Source organism: Lactobacillus sp. 3B(2020), assembly GCF_013487845.1.
Lineage (GTDB): Bacteria > Bacillota > Bacilli > Lactobacillales > Lactobacillaceae > Limosilactobacillus > Limosilactobacillus alvi.
The window spans coordinates 1,441,185-1,460,368 of sequence record NZ_CP047410.1 but is presented as its reverse complement, the minus strand read 5'-3'; the positions used below and the strand labels follow the sequence as shown (position 1 = coordinate 1,460,368).

At 43.5% G+C, this 19,184-nt stretch carries 21 protein-coding genes and 1 other annotated feature; all 21 genes read left to right on the top strand.

Annotated elements, in window-relative coordinates; genetic code table 11:
• Positions 1-18 precede the first annotated feature (18 nt).
• The 21 genes from mraY (at position 19) to GTO83_RS07170 (ending at position 19,182) form a co-directional block, all read left to right on the top strand.
• Positions 19-984 (top strand): phospho-N-acetylmuramoyl-pentapeptide-transferase, encoded by a 966-nt coding sequence (gene mraY / locus GTO83_RS07270; RefSeq protein ID WP_180870086.1) that lies wholly within the window; start codon positions 19-21, stop codon positions 982-984.
• An 87-nt stretch (positions 985-1,071) separates the two neighbouring features.
• The gene (gene murD / locus GTO83_RS07265; protein ID WP_180870084.1) at positions 1,072-2,445 is read left to right on the top strand and encodes a UDP-N-acetylmuramoyl-L-alanine--D-glutamate ligase; all 1,374 of its coding nucleotides are present in this window, start codon (positions 1,072-1,074) and stop codon (positions 2,443-2,445) included.
• Positions 2,445-3,551, top strand: coding sequence for an undecaprenyldiphospho-muramoylpentapeptide beta-N-acetylglucosaminyltransferase (murG, locus tag GTO83_RS07260; protein ID WP_180870083.1), 1,107 nt, complete (start codon positions 2,445-2,447; stop codon positions 3,549-3,551). The genes murD and murG overlap by 1 nt, the downstream gene beginning before the upstream one ends.
• 35 nt (positions 3,552-3,586) lie before the next feature.
• On the top strand, positions 3,587-4,435 hold the full coding sequence (locus GTO83_RS07255) for a cell division protein FtsQ/DivIB (RefSeq protein ID WP_180870081.1): 849 nt from the start codon (positions 3,587-3,589) through the stop codon (positions 4,433-4,435).
• Positions 4,436-4,622: 187 nt separating this feature from the next.
• Positions 4,623-6,032 (top strand): cell division protein FtsA, encoded by a 1,410-nt coding sequence (gene ftsA, locus GTO83_RS07250; RefSeq protein WP_180870079.1) that lies wholly within the window; start codon positions 4,623-4,625, stop codon positions 6,030-6,032.
• Between the two features lie 24 nt (positions 6,033-6,056).
• A complete protein-coding gene (gene ftsZ / locus GTO83_RS07245; protein ID WP_180870078.1) occupies positions 6,057-7,334 on the top strand; it encodes a cell division protein FtsZ in 1,278 nt (425 codons plus the stop codon).
• A 19-nt stretch (positions 7,335-7,353) separates the two neighbouring features.
• The gene (locus tag GTO83_RS07240) at positions 7,354-7,782 is read left to right on the top strand and encodes a cell division protein SepF (protein WP_180870076.1); all 429 of its coding nucleotides are present in this window, start codon (positions 7,354-7,356) and stop codon (positions 7,780-7,782) included.
• Between the two features lie 10 nt (positions 7,783-7,792).
• Positions 7,793-8,056, top strand: coding sequence for a YggT family protein (locus GTO83_RS07235; RefSeq protein ID WP_255463110.1), 264 nt, complete (start codon positions 7,793-7,795; stop codon positions 8,054-8,056).
• Positions 8,057-8,084: 28 nt separating this feature from the next.
• Complete coding sequence (locus GTO83_RS07230) at positions 8,085-8,867, top strand: RNA-binding protein (RefSeq protein ID WP_180870072.1); 783 nt, start codon at positions 8,085-8,087, stop codon at positions 8,865-8,867.
• Between the two features lie 16 nt (positions 8,868-8,883).
• A complete protein-coding gene (locus tag GTO83_RS07225; protein ID WP_180870070.1) occupies positions 8,884-9,636 on the top strand; it encodes a DivIVA domain-containing protein in 753 nt (250 codons plus the stop codon).
• Between the two features lie 9 nt (positions 9,637-9,645).
• Positions 9,646-9,856: a binding site (T-box leader), on the top strand.
• Positions 9,857-9,911: 55 nt separating this feature from the next.
• Complete coding sequence (gene ileS, locus GTO83_RS07220; protein WP_180870068.1) at positions 9,912-12,707, top strand: isoleucine--tRNA ligase; 2,796 nt, start codon at positions 9,912-9,914, stop codon at positions 12,705-12,707.
• 131 nt (positions 12,708-12,838) lie between these two features.
• Positions 12,839-13,057: a cold-shock protein gene (locus GTO83_RS07215; RefSeq protein WP_180870066.1), complete on the top strand. Its 219-nt coding sequence runs from the start codon at positions 12,839-12,841 to the stop codon at positions 13,055-13,057.
• Positions 13,047-13,592 carry an NUDIX hydrolase gene (locus GTO83_RS07210; RefSeq protein ID WP_180870064.1) on the top strand — a complete coding sequence of 182 codons (546 nt, stop codon included), beginning with the start codon at positions 13,047-13,049 and terminating at the stop codon, positions 13,590-13,592. Before GTO83_RS07215 ends, GTO83_RS07210 begins: the two co-directional genes overlap by 11 nt.
• An 18-nt stretch (positions 13,593-13,610) precedes the next feature.
• Positions 13,611-13,850, top strand: a complete 240-nt coding sequence (locus GTO83_RS07205) for a hypothetical protein (RefSeq protein ID WP_180870062.1) — start codon at positions 13,611-13,613, stop codon at positions 13,848-13,850.
• Positions 13,851-13,865: 15 nt separating this feature from the next.
• Positions 13,866-14,576: a 5'-methylthioadenosine/adenosylhomocysteine nucleosidase gene (locus GTO83_RS07200; RefSeq protein WP_180870060.1), complete on the top strand. Its 711-nt coding sequence runs from the start codon at positions 13,866-13,868 to the stop codon at positions 14,574-14,576.
• Entirely contained in the window at positions 14,576-15,730 is a 1,155-nt protein-coding gene (locus tag GTO83_RS07195) for a cysteine desulfurase family protein (protein ID WP_180870058.1), read from the top strand. Before GTO83_RS07200 ends, GTO83_RS07195 begins: the two co-directional genes overlap by 1 nt.
• A gap of 1 nt (position 15,731) precedes the next feature.
• On the top strand, positions 15,732-16,076 hold the full coding sequence (locus GTO83_RS07190; protein ID WP_180870057.1) for a cysteine desulfurase: 345 nt from the start codon (positions 15,732-15,734) through the stop codon (positions 16,074-16,076).
• 215 nt (positions 16,077-16,291) lie between these two features.
• Positions 16,292-17,425, top strand: coding sequence for a tRNA 2-thiouridine(34) synthase MnmA (gene mnmA / locus GTO83_RS07185; protein WP_180870055.1), 1,134 nt, complete (start codon positions 16,292-16,294; stop codon positions 17,423-17,425).
• Between the two features lie 169 nt (positions 17,426-17,594).
• Entirely contained in the window at positions 17,595-18,251 is a 657-nt protein-coding gene (locus GTO83_RS07180) for a histidine phosphatase family protein (RefSeq protein WP_180870053.1), read from the top strand.
• Positions 18,252-18,263: 12 nt separating this feature from the next.
• Positions 18,264-18,938: a tetratricopeptide repeat protein gene (locus GTO83_RS07175; protein ID WP_180870051.1), complete on the top strand. Its 675-nt coding sequence runs from the start codon at positions 18,264-18,266 to the stop codon at positions 18,936-18,938.
• Entirely contained in the window at positions 18,925-19,182 is a 258-nt protein-coding gene (locus GTO83_RS07170) for a hypothetical protein (RefSeq protein WP_180870049.1), read from the top strand. The genes GTO83_RS07175 and GTO83_RS07170 overlap by 14 nt, the downstream gene beginning before the upstream one ends.
• Positions 19,183-19,184: the final 2 nt, after the last annotated feature.

Sequence of the window (19,184 nt, the reverse complement as noted above, 5' to 3'; positions counted from 1 at the left end):
TCAAATGAGGAGAAGAAAATGATTACCAATCTATTGTTGTGGTGTGGCATTGCCGGTTTGTTTTCGTTTTTGATCACTTTCCTGCTAATGCCCCAATTGATTCAATATTTCCGGGCTAAAAAGGAAGGTCAACAAATTCGCGAAGAAGGGCCAACTTGGCATCAAAAAAAGGCCGGAACACCAACGATGGGGGGCTTACTGTTTATTTTAAGTACCGTCATTGCAGTGCTCATTGCGGCTTTTGCCATGAACCTTTTAACTAATACCATGTGGGCCTTACTGTTTACCCTGGTGATTTTTGGCTTAATTGGGATGTGGGATGATAGTATCAAGATTTTCCATCACCAAAATGAGGGATTTAAGCCTTGGCAAAAGTTTTTAGCCCAAGTGATTGCAGCAATGATCTTCACCGTGATTTACCAACATGAGGGCTTCCAAATGGGATTTGGGAGTATGAATCTTGGTTGGATTTACGGGTTGTTCATTATCTTTTGGATGGTCGGCTTCTCCAATGCCGTAAACCTAACCGACGGACTTGACGGTTTAGTCGATGGGTTAGCCATCGTTTCTTTCTTGGCTTATTTAGTGATTGCCTTAATTCAAGGTCAAGGTGAAGTTGCCCTCTTTTGTTTGGCAATGATTGGTGGGTTGTTAGGTTTCTTCCGTTATAACCATAAGCCAGCTAAGATCTTTATGGGTGATATGGGTTCGTTAGCCCTCGGTGGTGCCTTAGCGGCAGTTGCTTTATTACTACATCATGAATGGTCCTTGTTGTTAATTGGGATTGTGTATGTAATTGAAACAGCAAGTGTGATTTTACAAGTGGCATCATTTAAAACGACTGGCAAGCGGATTTTTAAGATGACGCCAATTCACCATTCATTTGAAATGGATGGTTGGAGTGAATGGAAGATTGATATTGTCTTTTGGCTATTCCAATTGGTTGTTAGTGTAGTTACAGTTGTCGTAATTAGTTTCCGGTAGATAAAAAATTAAATATTAATATTATTAGTCGCCTTAATTGGTGATAAAATAAAAAACGAATGACGAAATTTTGATGGAGTGGAAAAAATGAAACAAATTACTAAATACCAAGGGAAAAAGGTTTTAGTTATCGGCTTTGGAATTAGCGGGATTAATGCTGCTAAACTACTGGTAAAGTTGGGAGCCAAGGTGGTTGCAAATGATCAAAAGACACCTGCTGATCCAACGGTGATTGCTGATTTAGAAGCGCTTGGGATTAAGACAATTACTGGTGATAATCCTTTATCATTGGCTAAGGAAGGGTTTGATTATGTGGTTAAAAACCCAGGAATTCCTTATGATGTTCCTTTGGTAGCCAAATTTGTTGAACTTGGCACCCCAATTATTACAGAAGCTGAATTGGCAGCAGAAATCTTTCCCGGACATCTCGTTAGTGTAACGGGAAGCAACGGAAAGACAACTACGACCACTTTGATTCAAAAAATCTTGGCAAATGGTCTTTCCGGAAAGGTTGAATATGCTGGAAATATTGGTGTCTCTTTTTCAAAGATTGCCGAAAAACTTTCAGCTGAGGACACAATTGTAACTGAACTTTCTAGTTTTCAGTTGCTTGGTGCGCCAACCATCCATCCGCATATTGCCGTCATTACCAATATTTTTGAAAATCACCTCGACTACCATAAAACCCGTGAAAACTACATCAATGCAAAGTTAAATATCACGCGAAACCAAACGGTTGACGATTACCTAGTAATTAATTGGGATCGCGAAGAGTGGCAGCGCTTGGCTAAGCGGACCAACGCAACGGTCGTGCCTTTCTCCCGGCTGATGAAGTCTAAGGAAGGTGCTTATGTTGAAAACGGCCAACTTTGCTGGCGTGGTGAAGCAATTATGCCCATTGATAAAGTTCGTCTGATCGGGCCGCAAAATATTGAAAATGCTTTGGCGGCGTTAGCAGTTGCAAAGTTGAGTGGTATTAATAATGAAGCCATTATTCAAGTTTTGACGACCTTTACTGGCGTTCGCCACCGGTTACAATTTGTTTTAGAAGCAAATGATCGGATCTTCTACAATGATTCTAAGTCAACGGATATTGAAGCCACCCAAGTTGCCCTCCAAGGTTTTAAGCAACCAGTGATCCTTTTGGCTGGGGGACTTGACCGCGGTTACACCTTTGAACGGTTAGTTCCTTACTTTAAAGCCCACGTTAAGCACTTGATTGTCTTTGGTGAATGTAAGGATAAGATGAAGGCCGCGGGGGAAATGGCTGGGATTCCAGTTACTGAAGCCCAAGATGCAGTGGCCGCGGTACCGGTTGCCTGGCAATTGAGTAAACCTGGTGATGTGATTTTACTTTCGCCAGCCAATGCAAGTTGGGATCAATTCCCGAGCTTTGAGGTTCGGGGCGACAAGTTTATTGAAGCGGTTGAGCAAGTAACTGGCCAGAAGGAGGAAGCATAATGCGACTAATGGTTTCAGGTGGGGGAACAGGAGGACACATTTATCCGGCCCTAGCCTTAATCGAGCGCTTAAAAGAATTGGATCCAAGTACCGAAGTCCTCTATGTCGGGACCACACGGGGATTAGAAAATCAGATTGTACCGGCAGCAGGGCTTAAGTTAGTAACTTTACGGACTCAAGGCTTTAAACGCTCACTTTCTTTGGCAAACTTCAAGACGCTTTACCTCTTCTTAAAATCGGTTCACCAAGCCAAAAAGTTAGTTAAGGATTTTAAACCGGACGTCGTTTTGGGGACGGGTGGTTATGTAAGTGGAGCAGTGCTTTATGCTGCGGCGCGCTTACATGTTCCAACCGTTATTCATGAACAAAATAGTGTCGTTGGAATTACTAATAAATTCTTGAGCCGGTATGTGGACGAAATAGCGATTGCTTTTGCGGCCGCAAAGTCACAATTCCCTGCTGAAAAGGTTACTGTGGTTGGTAATCCACGGGCCCAGCAAGTCGCCTCCCAAACAAAAACAACCTTTAAGTGGTCAGAAATTGGTCTAAAAGATGATGTACCAACTTTGATGATCTTTGGGGGGAGTCAAGGGGCACCCAAAATTAACCAAAGTGTCATTGAAGCAATTCCCACTTTTAACCAGCGACCTTACCAAGTGATCTTTGCTACTGGTCAAAAACGGTATGAAGATGTGAAAAAGGCTTTGGCGAAGGTTGAAGTTGGCAAAAACGTGAAGGTGGTCCCTTATATTGAGGAGATGCCACAGAAATTACCAAAAGTGGCGGTGCTAGTCTCCCGAGCGGGAGCGACAACGATTGCTGAAATTACAGCAATTGGCGTGCCGACTGTCATGATTCCGAGTCCATACGTGACTGCCAACCATCAAGTTAAAAATGCCCAAGCCTTGGTTGATAAAGGCGCAGCCCGGATGATTTTAGAAAATGATCTTTCTGGCAAGACCTTATTAACCGCGGTTGATGACTTGATGACCAACCAAGCCTTACGAGATAAAATGGCAACTAACTCCAAAAAAATTGGCCATCCAACGGCAGCGGATGACTTAATTGCCATTTTGAAAAAAGCCCAAGCTGATCATCAAAAGTAAAATTAACCATCTAAATAGCAGAAAGGAGGAACACGATGGCGGATCACTATTCAAATAATGATCAGCATCAAAGGTATAATGAACGCTTGGCGAAGCTTGAAGAACGAAGTATCCTCGCGCTTAACAACAGTGCAAAGCGGCGAAAACCACTTTTAAAAAAGCAATTGCCAAATTTGAAACAATTTCGATTAAAACGAAATTTACAACGAATCATCAGTGTTGTCCTTCCGTTTAGTTTAATTCTTTTGTTCATGCTATATATTATTTCGCCGCTTGCACGGATTAATCAGGTAGTGGTTTCGGGAAATCATCATTTGACTGATCAAGAGATCGAGCAGGCCACCCAAGTAAAGAAAGGACGTTTTATTTGGGGGAGTATTGCGATGAGCCCAGCGCGGCTACAAAAAATTCAAACCCGAAATGCTCAAATTAAGAGTGTTAAGATCGTGTTAACGGGGATGCGATCGGTTGATATTCGGGTTAAAGAATATGATGTGATTGGGTTGATTAATGTTGGTAATCAACCGAAACTATTACTAAGTAATGGGAAGGTGCGACCAGTCACTGGGCATCTTGAACAATTTATTGCTTACGATGGTTTTAAAAATCACTATGGGATATTAAAATTAACAGCTAAGGAAGTTGGAAGACTCAAACCTGCAATCCGCAATGGGATCTCAGAGGTCACCTATTCACCAACAACGCTTGATACGCAACGCCTAAAATTAGTAATGAACGATGGCAATACGGTTTTTGTGCGAGCAGATACGCTGGCCGAAAAAATGAGTTATTATCCGTCAATTGTTGCTAATACAAATGGAAAACGGATTATTAATCTTGAATTTGGCGCTTATTCTTATGGTTATAGTTCAAAAGCTAAGTGATTAATCATCCGCTTCCAAATTATTTGGTGAATAAAATTAATTACCAAAGGTGATTAAATCGTAGTTAAATCCCGATTTAATCACCTTTTATCATATAAAATGTGGTAGAATTTAAACATAAATACCAACAATAAAAATAATAAAAATAATAAAATTTATAATCATTTAAATAGGAGGGTTCCTTGAGATGAATAACTCACAAATCTATGTTGGCTTAGATATTGGAACCGCCTCGATTAAGGTACTTGTGTGCGAAAACGTCAAGGGCAAACTTGAAGTCGTTGGGGTCGGATCGCAACCATCTGGCGGACTTAGTCATGGGGCGATCGTTGATATCGATAAAACTGCTCAGGCAATTCGGACGGCTGTTGAAAAGGCTAAGGCCAAGTCAGGTGCGGATATTCAAACGGTAACGGTTGGATTACCGGCAAATTACTTAAAGCAAAGCGAAGTTCATGGTATGATCACGGTTACAGATCAAGGGCAACCTCGCGAAATTATTAACCAAGATGTGATCGATGTTGCCCATTCAACTCTTTCACAAGCTTTACCGCCGGAACGGGAAGTGATTGACCTTGTTCCAAAAGATTTTGCGGTTGATCAATTCCGCGGGATTAAGGATCCCCGCGGAATGGCTGGTGTACGGCTTGAATTATGGGCAACCCTATATTCTGGTTCGAAGACTATTGTTCATAATACAAAGAAAGCTGTTGCTGCTGCCGGCTTGAAGCTTCAGGATTTAGTGGTTGGACCAATTGCAACTGGCTTTAATTTGCTTTCCGATGGGGAACAGGACTTTGGAACCCTCTTAATTGACCTTGGTGCAGGTCAGACGACCACTAGCATCATTCATGATCATCAACTAAAGTTTGCCTATGTTGATCCTGAAGGGGGAAAATATGTTACCAAAGACATTTCAACGGTCTTAAATACTTCCCAAAAGAATGCCGAACGGTTGAAACTCGATCACGGCTATGCCTTAGCGTCAGTTGTTGAAGATGATGTTGAACTTGCGGTCGATGTAGTGGGGAAGAGCCAACCCGTTAACTACACGGAAAAGTATCTTGCGGAAATTATTGAAGCGCGGATGCGACAGATTTTTCGGCGAGCTAAGGATCGCTTGGAAGCCATTAATGCACCTGAGTTACCAGGAGGATTAGTGCTCTTAGGTGGTGGAGCAGCGATGCCTGGCTTGAAAGAATTGGCGAGTGAATATTTCCCTGGTAATATTCGGGTAATTGTACCTGAACAAATGGGGATTCGTCATCCTGGTTATGCCACCAGTTTGTCATTGACAATGTACGAAGCCAATTTAAGTGATGTTACCCGGTTAATAAAACGGACCTTACATGACGAAGATTTGATTGCCAGTCCAAGTCAAAGTCGGAGCCAAGTTAATCGGCCCATGCCGGCACCAAAACCAGCGCCAGCTCCACAGCCGGCAAAAACACATGTTTTGGCAAACATGCGGCGGCATGCCCCTAAACCGGATAAAGTATCAAATGAACCAACGCAAAAGGAAGCAACCCCAGCTCAAGCTCCGGTAAAAAAGGAAAAGACAAGTTGGCGGAACTTCTTCAGTAACTTTTTTGACTAATTAACCACAACGGAGGAATTTTTCATGGATAATGTAACCAGCACTGACCAAATGGATTTAAAGGGCGCTAGTATCAAAGTCATCGGTGTTGGTGGCGGTGGTGGAAATGCCGTCAACCAAATGATTAACGAAAAAGTCAAGGGAGTTGACTTTATCGTTGCTAATACTGATTTACAAGCCTTAGATGGTTCAGCCGCTCAAACTAAGATTCAATTGGGGCCTAAGTTGACCCGAGGATTAGGCGCCGGATCTAATCCAGAAGTTGGGGCCAAGGCAGCGCAAGAAAGTGAATCCCAGATTTCGAAGACGCTTGAAGGCGCTGATATGGTCTTTGTCACTGCCGGAATGGGTGGTGGTACCGGGACTGGTGCTGCTCCGGTAATCGCCAAGATTGCTAAAGACTCTGGTGCTTTAACGGTGGGGGTTGTGACCCGGCCATTTTCCTTTGAAGGGAGCCGGCGGGCTAAGTTGGCCGAAGAAGGGTTGGAACGCTTGAAAAAGAGTGTTGACACCTTAATTGTGGTTGCCAACAACCGCCTTTTGGAAATGATCGATAAGAAAACGCCAATGATGGAAGCCTTCAAGGAAGCTGATGACGTGCTTCGTCAAGGGGTTGAAGGGATTTCTGATTTGATCACTAATCCGGGATACATTAACTTGGACTTTGCTGATATTCGGCACACGATGACTAACCAAGGTTCTGCTTTGATGGGAATTGGTTCTTCAACTGGTGAAAACCGGGCAACGGAAGCAACTAAGAAGGCAATCTCATCACCATTATTGGAAGTTTCCATTGACGGGGCTGAACACGTCTTGGTAAACGTTACCGGTGGTAAGAACTTGTCAATGTTTGAAGCCCAAGAAGCTTCAAGCGTAATTCGTCAAGCCGCCAATACAAATGTTGATATTACCTTTGGGATGGCCATGGACGACAATCTAGGTGATGAAGTGCGGGTTACGGTTATCGCTACTGGTATTGATAAAAAGAAGCAAGACCAACGGCGAGCAGCGCAAGAACAAGCTAGCCAAGGACAACCAGTTGTGGAAGCCAATGAAAATGAAACGGCGCCATTGACTGAAGGAACTGGGGCACCGATCAATGAACCAGCAAGTGAAACCAAGACGGATCCATTTAGCGGCTGGGATGATGATCTGGGTACTAACTTGACTAATCGACAAAATGACAACTTTAATGATGTTGAAAAGCCTGACTTCAGTGTTCAAAATGATAATTTAACAAACGTCGACGATGAGGGCGAAGATCTTTCAACTCCAGCCTTCTTTAAGAATCGGCGGAAATGATCAGAAAGGGGGCGGTTGAATGGCTGGTAAGTTTTTTAGTAACTTTTTTGGAATTAGCGACGAACCAACTGCTACGGAATACTACGCTAAGGAAGCCCCTGTAACACCGGCAAAACAACCGGTTGTTAAACAAAATAATAAGGTCGTCTCAATCCAACAGGGAATTTCTCGGGAACCGGGGCGGATTGCCTTATTTGAACCGCGAATCTATAGCGACGTTAGGGAAATCAGCAAGCAGCTATTAAATGGCGAAGCCGTCATCGTTAACTTTAGTCAAGAGGACGAGCAAACTGGGCGGCGAACCTTAGATTTCTTAAATGGGATCGTTTTTGCGATTGATGGCAAGATTAAGCGGATCGGTGAAGAAATTTTCTTGTGTACCCCTAAGAATTATGAAGTTAGTGGTCGTGTCGGGTTGGACCTTCGACATGATAGTAACAATTTATAGGAGTGGTGAAGTGGTCGCTTTTATTGTGTGGGTAATTAGTAGTTTATTGAACTTATACACAACAGCAATTGTTGTTTGGTGTATTTTAACTTGGTTTCCAGGTGGCTTAAACTCAAAAGTTGGGGAATGGCTGACGAAGTTAGTGGGTCCCTACCTGGACTTTTTTGAACGGGTTATTCCGCCGCTTGGAGGGGTAAGCTTTGCGCCTGTGGTTGCGATCATGGTGCTTTGGTTTGCCCAATCAGGGATTAGATTTCTTGGTCAATTGCTTTAAGTTAGTAGTTGGATAGGAGTAGTTAGCAATGGTAAACGACTTTAGACAACATTTTCGACCTGAAGAAAATCCCTTTATTGATCAGGTTGAGGATTGGCTAAAACAGGTAATAAACGAATATCGGCCGGTTTTGACCGAATTTGCAAATCCCCGTCAGGTTTACATTGCTCAGACGTTGGTTAATCGTTATGATGACGTCAAGCTTGCTCATTGGGGTGGTTATCCACAAGCGGAAATGCAACGGTTGTTGTTTTACCCGTCTTATTTTAGCCCTCAAGCTGAAGATTTTAAGCTCCAACTATTGGAGATTGATTACCCAACGAAGTTTTTGGAGCTTCATCATCGACAAGTAATGGGAACCTTAATTGGCGAAGGCCTCGCGCGAACGACTTTTGGGGATATTTTAAAAGCCGACCTTCGGGTCCAGGTAATTGTCAAAGAAGAGATGGTTCCCTTTATTCGGCGCGAGATCACCCATGTTGGGAAAGCCAAGGTTAAATTTTTACCGGTTGATTTTGAAGCAGTCATTACCCCGGAGGTTGATTGGGAACCAGTCCAAACGACGGTTAGTTCGTTACGGTTAGATGTAATTATCGCTGCAGGGTTCAATTACTCGCGAAATCGGGCTAAGCAAACAATAGAACGGGGGCTGGTCCGGGTTAACTGGGAAACCATTGATCGCCCTGACTATGAGCTTGATGAATTTGATTTAATGTCGGTCCGGCATGCTGGAAGAATTCGGCTTTCCCAGATCGGTAATCGAAATAAAAAAGATAAATTACGTGTTATAATTGACGTTATAAAAGCATGATTTGGAGGAATGAATAATGACGTTGACGCCTGATGAAATCGCAAACAAGCAATTTGATTCAAAAATGCGAGGATTTAACCCCAACGAAGTAAAAGACTTTTTACGTCAAGTTGCTTCGACGGTTGCAGATTTGGCAGAGCAAAACCGGGCCTTAAGTGAACAAGTAAAGGCAAATGAAGAAAAGTTGAAGTACTTCACTGACTTGAAGGACTCACTTAATAAGTCAATTTTAGTTGCCCAAGAGGCGGCTGATAAAGTTAAGAGTAACGCTAAGCGTGAAGCTGAAATTGTGGTTCGGGAAGCCCAAAAGCAAGCAACTGATATTGTTTCAGAAGCTAACGACAAGTCTAACGCTGTCATCGAAAATGCAGCTAGTCAAACTCGGCGATTAACAACCGAAACTAATGATTTGAAGAAGCAAACCCGGATTTTCAGACAACGGCTCCAAGTGATGCTTGAATCCCAGCTCGAAGTGGTTAAGAGCAAAGATTGGGACGAATTATTAGCCAACGATGATTTGAGTCAATATGATGAAATTGAAAAGATCTTGGGTTCAAGGGTTGACAAGGTTTCAAATGAGAGTGTAGAATCAACGGCAACAAATCAATCAAGTCAATTTGATTTTGCGGCTACGCAAGGGGAAGCCCACGATCCGGAAATGGAAGTTCCAGCGATGCCAGCAGCGGAAGAACCTACTTCCCAAGCTAATGAACCGGAAAGCCAAACGGTAGTGATTTTCCCTGATGATGCTGACAAGCCAGCTGACTAGTTGATTATTCGCAAAGCAATGATGAGGACGGGCAGACGGCAATTAATTCTTAGCGAGGCAACAATTGGTGAGAGGTTGCTAATTAAGTTCGTCTGTAAATCACCTCGAGTGGATCCCTAAGTTTCTAGGGGATCTCGGTTCATGACCGTTATTCAATGACCAAGTTAGGGAGTTTCTCCCGAAAACAAGGGTGGTACCACGAAAACACTTCGTCCCTTTTGGGGCGGGGTGTTTTTTCATTTTAGCTTTGCAAAACATATTAAGGAGGAAGAGTCATGCGCGTTAAGGACACCTTAAACTTAGGTAAAACTAAGTTCCCAATGTGGGGCCATTTACCGGAAACTGAAGGCAAGCGGGAACAACTTTGGGAAGAAAACAAAGTTTATCAATTACGGCAAAAATTAAACGAGGGGAAGCCAACTTTTGTGCTTCATGATGGTCCTCCATACGCTAACGGAAATATTCACGTTGGTCACGCCATGAATAAGATTTCTAAGGACTTTATTGTTCGTTACAAGTCCATGACGGGCTACCGGGCCCCATACGTTCCTGGTTGGGATACTCACGGTTTACCAATTGAACACCAATTAACGAAAGCCGGATACGACCGGAAGAAGATGTCTACAGCAGAATTCCGGAACCTTTGTCGTGACTTTGCCCTTGAACAAGTGCAAAAGCAAATGGCAGGTTTTAAGCGGCTTGGAGTTAGTGGGGATTGGGAACACCCTTACTTAACTTTGCACAAGGAATTTGAAGCCGCGCAAATTAAGGTTTTTGGTGCCTTTGCCAAGAAGGGACTCTTATACCAAGCTAAGAAGCCGGTTTACTGGTCATGGTCTTCTGAATCAGCATTAGCCGAAGCTGAAGTTGAATATCACGATGTAGTTGCTAAGACCGCTTTCTTCGTTGAACAAGTTAAGGATGGTAAAGACTTACTTGATGACAACACATATCTGGTCGTTTGGACGACGACGCCTTGGACGATTCCCGCTTCGGAAGCCGTTGCGGTTAATGCCGATTACGAATACGTGGTGGTAAAGCCAGCTAATGATGATCGGCAGTTTGTTGTTGCCGGCAGTTTATTAGCTGAATTAAGTGAAAAGCTTGGTTGGGAAGATGTTGAGACGGTTAAGGTCTTGAAAGGGAAAGACTTGGAAGGCATGGTTACTAACCACCCTTACCTTGATCGCGACCTTTTAGTTGGCCTTGGTGATTATGTTACTGATGATACCGGGACGGGGTTAGTTCACACGGCTCCTGGTTACGGGGACGATGACTACCGTTTCGGTTTGAAGTACAACTTACCAATCTTCGCTCCAATGGATGATCAAGGGCATTTGACGGCTGAAAATGGGGATGGCTTTGATGGCGTCTTCTACCAAGATGCGGACGACATTTCCTTGGAAAAATTGAAGGCAAACAACGCCCTCTTACTCCAAGAACCATTGAAGCACTCCTACCCATTTGATTGGCGGACCAAGCAACCAATTGTCTTCCGGGCCACTGATCAATGGTTTGTTTCCATCGATAAAATGCGGGACGAAATTTTGAACGCGGTGGATGAAGTTCAGTACAAACCAGAATGGGGTAAGGTTCGACTATACAACATGCTTCGTGACCGGGGTGACTGGGTTATCTCCCGGCAACGGGTTTGGGGAGTTCCGCTCCCAATCTTCTATGCTGAAGATGGGACCCCAATCATGACGGAAGAAACGATTAACCACGTTTCTGATCTTTTCCGCGAATATGGTTCAAATGTCTGGTTTGAACGGGACGCTAAGGATCTCTTACCAGAAGGTTTTACGAGTGAACATTCACCGAATGGTAAGTTTACTAAGGAAACCGACATCATGGATGTTTGGTTTGACTCTGGTTCTTCTCACCAAGGGGTTTTAGCCGAACGGGATTACTTAACTTACCCGGCAGATATGTATCTTGAAGGCTCTGACCAATACCGGGGTTGGTTCAATTCGAGTTTGATTACCAGTGTCGTGGTTTCCGGTCATGCACCATATAAGCAAATTCTTTCTCAAGGTTTTACCTTGGATAAGAAGGGGAATAAGATGTCCAAGTCCCTAGGAAACGTGATTGATCCAGCCAAGGTTGTCCAAAACATGGGGGCTGAAATTATCCGTCTTTGGGTAATGTCCGCTGATACCTCCGCTGATGTTCGGGTTTCAATGGGGACCTTCCAGCAAATCTCGGAAGCTTACCGGAAATTGCGGAACACTTTCCGCTTCTTGTTAGCGAACACGGCAGACTTTGATGCGGCTGAAGAAACAGTGGCCTTCGAGAAGCGGACGGAAGTTGACCAATACATGACGGTTAACTTCAACCACTTCTTAGCTGGCATGCGTAAGGACTTCGACAACTTTGACTTTTTGAGTGCATACAAGCGGTTAATTAACTTTGTTAACAACGACTTGTCAGCCTTCTACATGAACGTCGCCAAAGATGTCCTTTACATTGAACCAGCTAAGTCCTTAACGCGGAAGTCAATGCAAACGGTCTTCTACGAAATTTTAACGACTTTAGTTAAGTTGTTAACCCCAATCTTACCGCATACGACTGAAGAAGTATGGGAATACATGGATGAACCAGAGGACTTTGTTCAATTAACCGAGATTCCAGATGCCCAAAGCTTTGATGGCGAAGAAAGCTTACTTGCGCGTTGGGAAGCCTTTATGGAATTACGTTCACACGTTTTGAAGGCTTTGGAAGAAGCCCGGAACGCTAAGTTAATCGGGAAATCCTTAGAAGCAAAGGCAACCCTCTACTTGACACCAAGCCAACTAGAATTAGTTAAGAGCTTCAAGACTGATGTGGCCTTGTTATTAGGGGTTTCTGATTTAGCCTTGGAGGCCGCTGATGATGCACCAGCTGACCTCGAACACTTTAGCGACAATTCAGCAGTTGCCATTGAAAAGGCGACCGGCGAAGTTTGTGCGCGTTGTCGGATGACTAAGGAAGACGTTGGTAGTGATTCGGCTTATCCACAACTTTGTGCGCGGTGTGCTCACATTGTGCGAGCTAACTTCCCAGAAACGGTTGAAACTGGTTTGGAAGATTAATCTCGCAAGCGAAAACTAAATAAATGTTGTAAAATGAAAAGGCTGAGTAGTTTACCTCGGCCTTTTTGTATTTTCTAAAAATGTTTAAAAGCCACTGGTAAGCAACTAAATTGGTAATCGGAGGAATTAAAATGGAAGGAACAGTCAAATCGTTCGACCGGGCCAAAGGCTGGGGATTCATCGAAGTTCCTGGAGAAGCAGATATTTTCGTGCATACTCAAGCCATTACGCCAGCCAGTCGACCATTGATGCAACCCGGGCGGAAAGTAAATTTAGTCTTGGTAATGGGCCGGCGGGGTTGGCAAGCAGCGCACGTGAAGATAAAGGCGGTGAAGGTTCATGAATTTTGAGGAAAAAGTTTTACGGTCAGAAAAGATTTTTGATGGGTATCTGATTCAAGTTGAAAAACAAACGGTGAAAACGCCGCTAGGTAACGAAGCGAGTCGCGAAATTGTTCATCATGCCCCTGCAGTGGCAATTTTAATGATTAACGATCAGCAACAAATTGCTTTAATGAAACAATGGCGGGCCCCCGTACAAAAGTTAACTTACGAAATTCCCGCCGGCAAGGTTGATCAACGGGATCATGATAGTGTAGAACATGCGGCCATCCGGGAAATGAATGAAGAAACCCGCCTAAAAGCAGGGCATTTAGAAAAAATCAATGGGGCTTATACTTCGATTGGCTTCTGCGATGAATATATTACAACCTTTTTGGCAACGGATTTACGTCCGGTCAAAGAAGCATTGCCACAAGATGAAGATGAAGAATTGGCGATGTTTTGGGTTGATCAGGCCCAAGCCTTGGCAATGATTAAGAATGGCCAAATTGAAGATCAAAAGACCATTTCAGCAATTTATTACTGGGTAGCAATCGCAAAATAGCAATTCAAAAGAGGCAAAATGGATAAAGAACCGTTAACCAGAAGTGAATATCGGCGTCGACAGGCGCAAAAGCAAAAGGATGAGCCACAAACTAACCGAGCGTCGGAAAAATTAACTCGGGAAGAAAGTTTGCGGCTAACCAAAGCGCAATTGGAAGCGGAACGGACGGCGCAATTAAAGCATCGGTTGAACTTAACGATTATTGGTTTAGTAGTTGCGATCGTCATTGTTTATTTATTTTTATTCTTTGTTGGGTAAAGAGGAGTGACTAAGATGAAGTTTGGAATTATCTGTGCCATGCCTGAGGAAATCAAGGAATTAACAGCACAGTTAACGGATAGTAAAGTAACAACTTTGGGCGATAAGCAATATCATGAAGGAAAGTTAAGTGATCAAACGGTCGTCCTGGTTGAATCAGGAATTGGGAAAGTTGAAGCGGCTTTGACGGCGGAACACTTAATTGTCGACTTTGGGGCTGCGGTGGTTATTAACTCTGGTTCCGCTGGTGGAATTGGGGATGGCTTGCACGTTGGTGATGTCGTGATCTCAACGGAAACGGCTTATCATGATGTTGATGTCACGGCCTTCGATTATGCTTATGGTCAATTACCAGCCGGTCAGCCAGCCCGGTACAAGGCTTCCGAAAAGTGGAGCCAGGCAATCGCGCGCGCTGGTGAACAAACGGGCTTAAACATCAAGCGGGGTCTCATTGTGACGGGGGACCAGTTTATTGCAAGTCAAGCCCAAATTGAGCAAATTAAAAAACATTTTCCAGATGCCTTGTCTGCTGAAATGGAGGGAGCAGCTGTTGCCCAAGTCGCAACTGATCATCATGTTCCATACGTCGTTGTCCGGGCAATGTCAGATACTGGGGATGAAGAAGCCAGTGTTTCCTTCGATGATTTTATCATCGAAGCTGGAAAACGTTCTGCAACGATGCTCTTGAAGTTATTTGCTGATTTAAAGGAAGGAAAGATTGCTTAATGGCTGAGATCTACCTTGATAATGCTGCCACAACCCCAATGACCCAACCGGTTATTGATACCTTGGTTGAAAACCTCCACCAAAATTGGGGGAACGCTTCAATGGGGTATAGCTACGGCAGAGAATCCAAACGAGTTTTAGAAGATGCCCGCCACGTCATTGCCCAAAGCATTAATGCCGAAGATGACGAAATTGTTTTCACTAGTGGGGGAACAGAAAGTGATAACACGGCAATTATTCAAACGGCGCTAAGTCGCCAAAAGCTTGGTAAACATATTATTACCACGGCTATTGAACATGAAGCGGTTCTAAAACCGATGAAGTACCTTGAGAATTTAGGCTTTAAGGTAACCTACTTGCCAGTTGATGAAACGGGGCAAATCTCACTCGCTGATTTTGATGCCGCTTTGGATGATGAGACAATCTTGGTTTCAATCATGATGGGAAATAACGAAGTTGGGAGTCACTTGCCAATCGCAGAAATTGGGGCACGGTTAGTTGACCATCAAGCTTGGTTCCATACGGATGCCGTCCAAGCTTATGGCTTGTTGGATATTGATGTTAAGCGCGACCATATTGATTTACTTTCAACTTCAGCGCATAAATTGAATGGCCCCAAAATGCTGGGGTTCTTATATCGGCGGCAGGGAATTAATTTTCCAAGTTACCTCAAGGGTGGCGATCAAGAAACCAAACGGCGGGCCGGGACCGAAAATGTTCCGGCAATTGCTGCCTTTGCCAAGGCGGTTGAAATTGATTCCCCAACCGAAAAAGCAACCCGACAAGCGCGTTACTTTGACTTTAAGAAGCAAATTGTTGCTGGCTTAACGGCAGCCGGAATTGACTTTGAAGTTAATGGTTCCATGGATCCAAAGAATTTAAATCACGTTTTGAACCTTTGGATCAAGGGGATTTCAACCTATATTTTACAAACTAACCTAGATTTAGATGGAATTGCGGTTTCTGGTGGTTCGGCATGTACTGCGGGGAGCCTTGAACCATCCCACGTTTTGGTTGCCATGTTTGGGAAGGATTCTCCACGGATTGAAGAATCAATTCGGGTTAGCTTTGGAGCTTTGAATACAAGTGATGAAATTAACCAATTTGTGACAACCTTGGTCAAGATTATTAAACGGGTTAAGGGGGAAAACTAAGATGGAATTTTTACCAGCCGTTAAGGTTCAAGGGGACAAAGATACTTATGAAATCAGTCCAGAAATGAAACCATATACCTTACTTGACCTGGGTTTTGAAAAAACTAAACGCGGAAACTATAAATATAGTGGCTCCTTAGACCGGAAAAACCCCTTTAAGCCTGCTGCTCGATTAATCATTACGGTTGCTAGTGATTTAAGTGGGATGAAAATGGAAACGGTCAACGCCACAGGATTTAATAAGGTAAATATTTTTAAGCATGCCCGGAGCAAAGAATTTACCTTACAGTACCACTTCATCCTTGATGAAATGGTTGAACGGGGATTATTTGTCAAGAAGGGGTAGGTCGGGAGAAAAACTTCTCGCAGGCATGCCGGTTTAATGATAAAGGCCACTAATAAAGGTTAAGTTGTGTCGGCTCCGTTTCAACCTTTAAATTAGTGGCCTTAGTAGTTTAGCATGACCACAGATTAAAACTTTGGTACAATGGTCATTACTGGACATGCGACCTTCAATCGTAATTCGATCCAGAATCTATGAGAAATGATGGTGATTTATGCATGGCTGATAACAGTCAAACCCGGGTTGTTGTGGGGATGAGTGGCGGTGTCGATTCAAGTGTGACCGCCCTTTTACTCAAGCGTCAAGGATATGACGTGGTGGGTGTCTTCATGAAAAACTGGGATGATACCGATGAAAATGGTGTTTGTACGGCAACAGAAGACTATAAGGATGTCGCAAAAGTCGCGAGCCAAATTGGGATCCCATATTATTCCGTTAACTTTGAAAAAGAGTATTGGGATCGGGTCTTCAAGTATTTCATTGCGGAATACAAAAAGGGCCGGACACCAAACCCGGATGTGATTTGTAACAAAGAAATCAAGTTCAAGGCGTTTATTGAATATGCAAACCAATTGGGGGCAGACTATGTGGCCACCGGTCATTATGCTGACCTAAAGCGGGATGAAGATGGTAATGCGCATTTAATGCGGGCCAAGGATACTCATAAGGACCAAACCTACTTTCTTTCCCAACTTGACCATGCCCAATTAGCAAAGGTGATGTTCCCCTTAGCAAACTATACGAAGCCAGAAATTCGCCAGATTGCTAAGGAAGCTGGTTTGGTAGTTGCTGATAAGAAGGATTCTGTAGGGATCTGTTTTATCGGTGAAGATGGTCACTTCAAGGAATTCTTGAGTCAATATTTACCAGCTCAACCTGGGAAAATGGAAACCTTAGATGGTAAGGTCGTTGGTGAGCACGCTGGATTAATGTATTACACGATTGGTCAACGGCGGGGCCTTGGTCTTGGTGGAACTAAGGAAAACAATGATCCATGGTTTGTCGTTGGTAAGGATATGAGTAAGAATGTCCTTTATGTTGGGCAAGGTTATGAACATCCGCACCTGTACGCTACCCATCTGGAAGCTTCTGACATTCACTGGGTTGATGATGTTGTGGCTCGTTATGGTCGTCATTTTCACTGTACGGCCAAGTTCCGTTATCGCCAAGTTGATGAGGGCGTTACCGTTACAATTGCCGATGACGACTCAATGGTAACCGTTGAATTTGATGATCCGGCACGCGCAATCACGCCTGGCCAAGCGGTCGTCTTTTATGATGGTCAAGAATGTCTTGGAAGTGCAATTATTGATCGCGCTTACCGTGGTGACAAGCAACTCCAATATATCTAATTAATTCGGTTAGGAAGAGCCAGAAGTTGCAGTTTTTATCGAGTTTTCGTTAGTAAATGGAGTAAAAATATTAATTAATTTTCACTTTTTTAGCAAAATCTGGCCAGATTTGCCAAATCTTTGCTATCATAGATTTAGAAATTGGTAAAAGGATTAATTGGTGAGTGCGATGACGAAGATTTATTTTATTCGACACGGAAAAACAGAATGGAATCTTGCATCACGCTATCAAGGGGCTCATGGAGATTCGCCACTGTTGCCAGAAAGCTTAACCGAAATTAAGCTGTTAGCTAAGTACTTAGCACCGGTTAAGTTTGCCCATGCCTATGTTTCGCCACTTTTGCGGGCGCAAACGACGGCAAAAGAGTTGATTGCGGCGTTACCTCAACCGGTTCCGATGACAACGGATGAACGATTAAGGGAATTTGATCTTGGCAAGATGGAAGGGATGCGCTTTGCTGATGTGGCAAAGCGTTGGCCAACTATCCAAGAAAATTTCCACCATCATGCTGATTTATACGATGAGCAAATTATTGGTGGGGAAAGTTTTTCTGCGGTAATCGCACGGTTTAAGGAGGCAATTGGTGAGTATGTGGCAATGAATCCGGAGCAAAATATTTTGGTTGTTTCCCATGGGGCAGCGCTCAATGCCGGAATTAACGGTTTGCTTGGTTTACCGCTCGCCCATCTAAAAGATAAGGGTGGGTTAAGTAATACATCAACTACGATTTTATCAACCGTAGATGGAAAGAGTTACCAGTTGTTGCAATGGAATGAAACTGGTTACTTACACAAAACAAAGGTCGACCCAACTGATACCATTTAGAGAGGTGTAAAAATGACTGAAAAAGTAAAACAAAAGCAAACTGAAAAGCTCGTCCACCGCTTGGTTGAAGCGATCGACGAAGCGCCAGATAAGTTTAATAATTACTATGACTTGGGTTCTTTACTAACCCGTTTACAAGATTATGAACAAGCCGAAGAGTTATTTATGAAGGCTTTGGGGATTTTTGAGCCTAAAGGAGATCAAAAAGCAATCAACTTGTTAAAGTACGGTCTTGGAAATCTCTACTATTCAGTTGGCCAAGTTGATAAGGTAATCGCTTATTACAACCAAATTACGGATGCCAAATTAAAAGGTGATTCATACTTGATGTTGGCGCAAAGCTACATGAAGAAGAAACAATACAAGCAAGCAGTTGCTTATGGGTTAACGGCCTTGGACTTGCGCCCAGATGATCCAGAAATTGCCCAAGTTTTAGGAGATTCATGCTTAGCTTTAGGCGAATTTAAGCCGGCCAAGGATTACTATGATCGGATCCTCAAACACCATCCTGGTAGAGCTGATACCCAGTTTAACCGGGGCTTAGTCGCAATGGCATTAGGTGAACCTTATGAATCGTTTTTAACCCAAGCTAAGCAACTAGACTTGGATTACTATGAAAAGAGCGAGCAACGGATTGCCGATATTGAGCATACGCTCCAAGAGCTAGATGGTCATGCCAAAAAGTAAATTAGTTAATGAAGGGTCATTGACGGGGGTAGTGCAAGACATTACCTTTGCCGATGGCTTCTTTCGTATTCTGGTTGTTAGAGTTGTCCGGTGTAGTTTTGATTGGACCCGACCCGAAATCACGGTTAGTGGGCCAATTGGCGAGGTAATGGAAGGTGAAGAATATCAATTTATCGGACACCTTGTCTTAAAACCACGCTTTGGACAACAGTTTGTCGCACGGCAAGCTAAACGAATAGGTTAGGG

What these genes read in the sequence shown, in the direction of transcription:
- ftsZ (WP_180870078.1), top strand. Translation starts at nt 6,057, where the DNA reads ATGGATAATGTAACCAGCACTGACCAAATGGATTTAAAGGGCGCTAGT.
- GTO83_RS07175 (WP_180870051.1), top strand. Translation starts at nt 18,264, where the DNA reads ATGACTGAAAAAGTAAAACAAAAGCAAACTGAAAAGCTCGTCCACCGC.
- GTO83_RS07205 (WP_180870062.1), top strand. Translation starts at nt 13,611, where the DNA reads ATGGATAAAGAACCGTTAACCAGAAGTGAATATCGGCGTCGACAGGCG.
- GTO83_RS07225 (WP_180870070.1), top strand. Translation starts at nt 8,884, where the DNA reads ATGACGTTGACGCCTGATGAAATCGCAAACAAGCAATTTGATTCAAAA.
- murG (WP_180870083.1), top strand. Translation starts at nt 2,445, where the DNA reads ATGCGACTAATGGTTTCAGGTGGGGGAACAGGAGGACACATTTATCCG.
- GTO83_RS07190 (WP_180870057.1), top strand. Translation starts at nt 15,732, where the DNA reads ATGGAATTTTTACCAGCCGTTAAGGTTCAAGGGGACAAAGATACTTAT.
- GTO83_RS07180 (WP_180870053.1), top strand. Translation starts at nt 17,595, where the DNA reads ATGACGAAGATTTATTTTATTCGACACGGAAAAACAGAATGGAATCTT.
- mraY (WP_180870086.1), top strand. Translation starts at nt 19, where the DNA reads ATGATTACCAATCTATTGTTGTGGTGTGGCATTGCCGGTTTGTTTTCG.
- GTO83_RS07170 (WP_180870049.1), top strand. Translation starts at nt 18,925, where the DNA reads ATGCCAAAAAGTAAATTAGTTAATGAAGGGTCATTGACGGGGGTAGTG.
- GTO83_RS07230 (WP_180870072.1), top strand. Translation starts at nt 8,085, where the DNA reads ATGGTAAACGACTTTAGACAACATTTTCGACCTGAAGAAAATCCCTTT.
- GTO83_RS07215 (WP_180870066.1), top strand. Translation starts at nt 12,839, where the DNA reads ATGGAAGGAACAGTCAAATCGTTCGACCGGGCCAAAGGCTGGGGATTC.
- GTO83_RS07240 (WP_180870076.1), top strand. Translation starts at nt 7,354, where the DNA reads ATGGCTGGTAAGTTTTTTAGTAACTTTTTTGGAATTAGCGACGAACCA.
- GTO83_RS07195 (WP_180870058.1), top strand. Translation starts at nt 14,576, where the DNA reads ATGGCTGAGATCTACCTTGATAATGCTGCCACAACCCCAATGACCCAA.
- ileS (WP_180870068.1), top strand. Translation starts at nt 9,912, where the DNA reads ATGCGCGTTAAGGACACCTTAAACTTAGGTAAAACTAAGTTCCCAATG.
- mnmA (WP_180870055.1), top strand. Translation starts at nt 16,292, where the DNA reads ATGGCTGATAACAGTCAAACCCGGGTTGTTGTGGGGATGAGTGGCGGT.
- GTO83_RS07200 (WP_180870060.1), top strand. Translation starts at nt 13,866, where the DNA reads ATGAAGTTTGGAATTATCTGTGCCATGCCTGAGGAAATCAAGGAATTA.
- murD (WP_180870084.1), top strand. Translation starts at nt 1,072, where the DNA reads ATGAAACAAATTACTAAATACCAAGGGAAAAAGGTTTTAGTTATCGGC.
- GTO83_RS07255 (WP_180870081.1), top strand. Translation starts at nt 3,587, where the DNA reads ATGGCGGATCACTATTCAAATAATGATCAGCATCAAAGGTATAATGAA.
- GTO83_RS07210 (WP_180870064.1), top strand. Translation starts at nt 13,047, where the DNA reads ATGAATTTTGAGGAAAAAGTTTTACGGTCAGAAAAGATTTTTGATGGG.
- ftsA (WP_180870079.1), top strand. Translation starts at nt 4,623, where the DNA reads ATGAATAACTCACAAATCTATGTTGGCTTAGATATTGGAACCGCCTCG.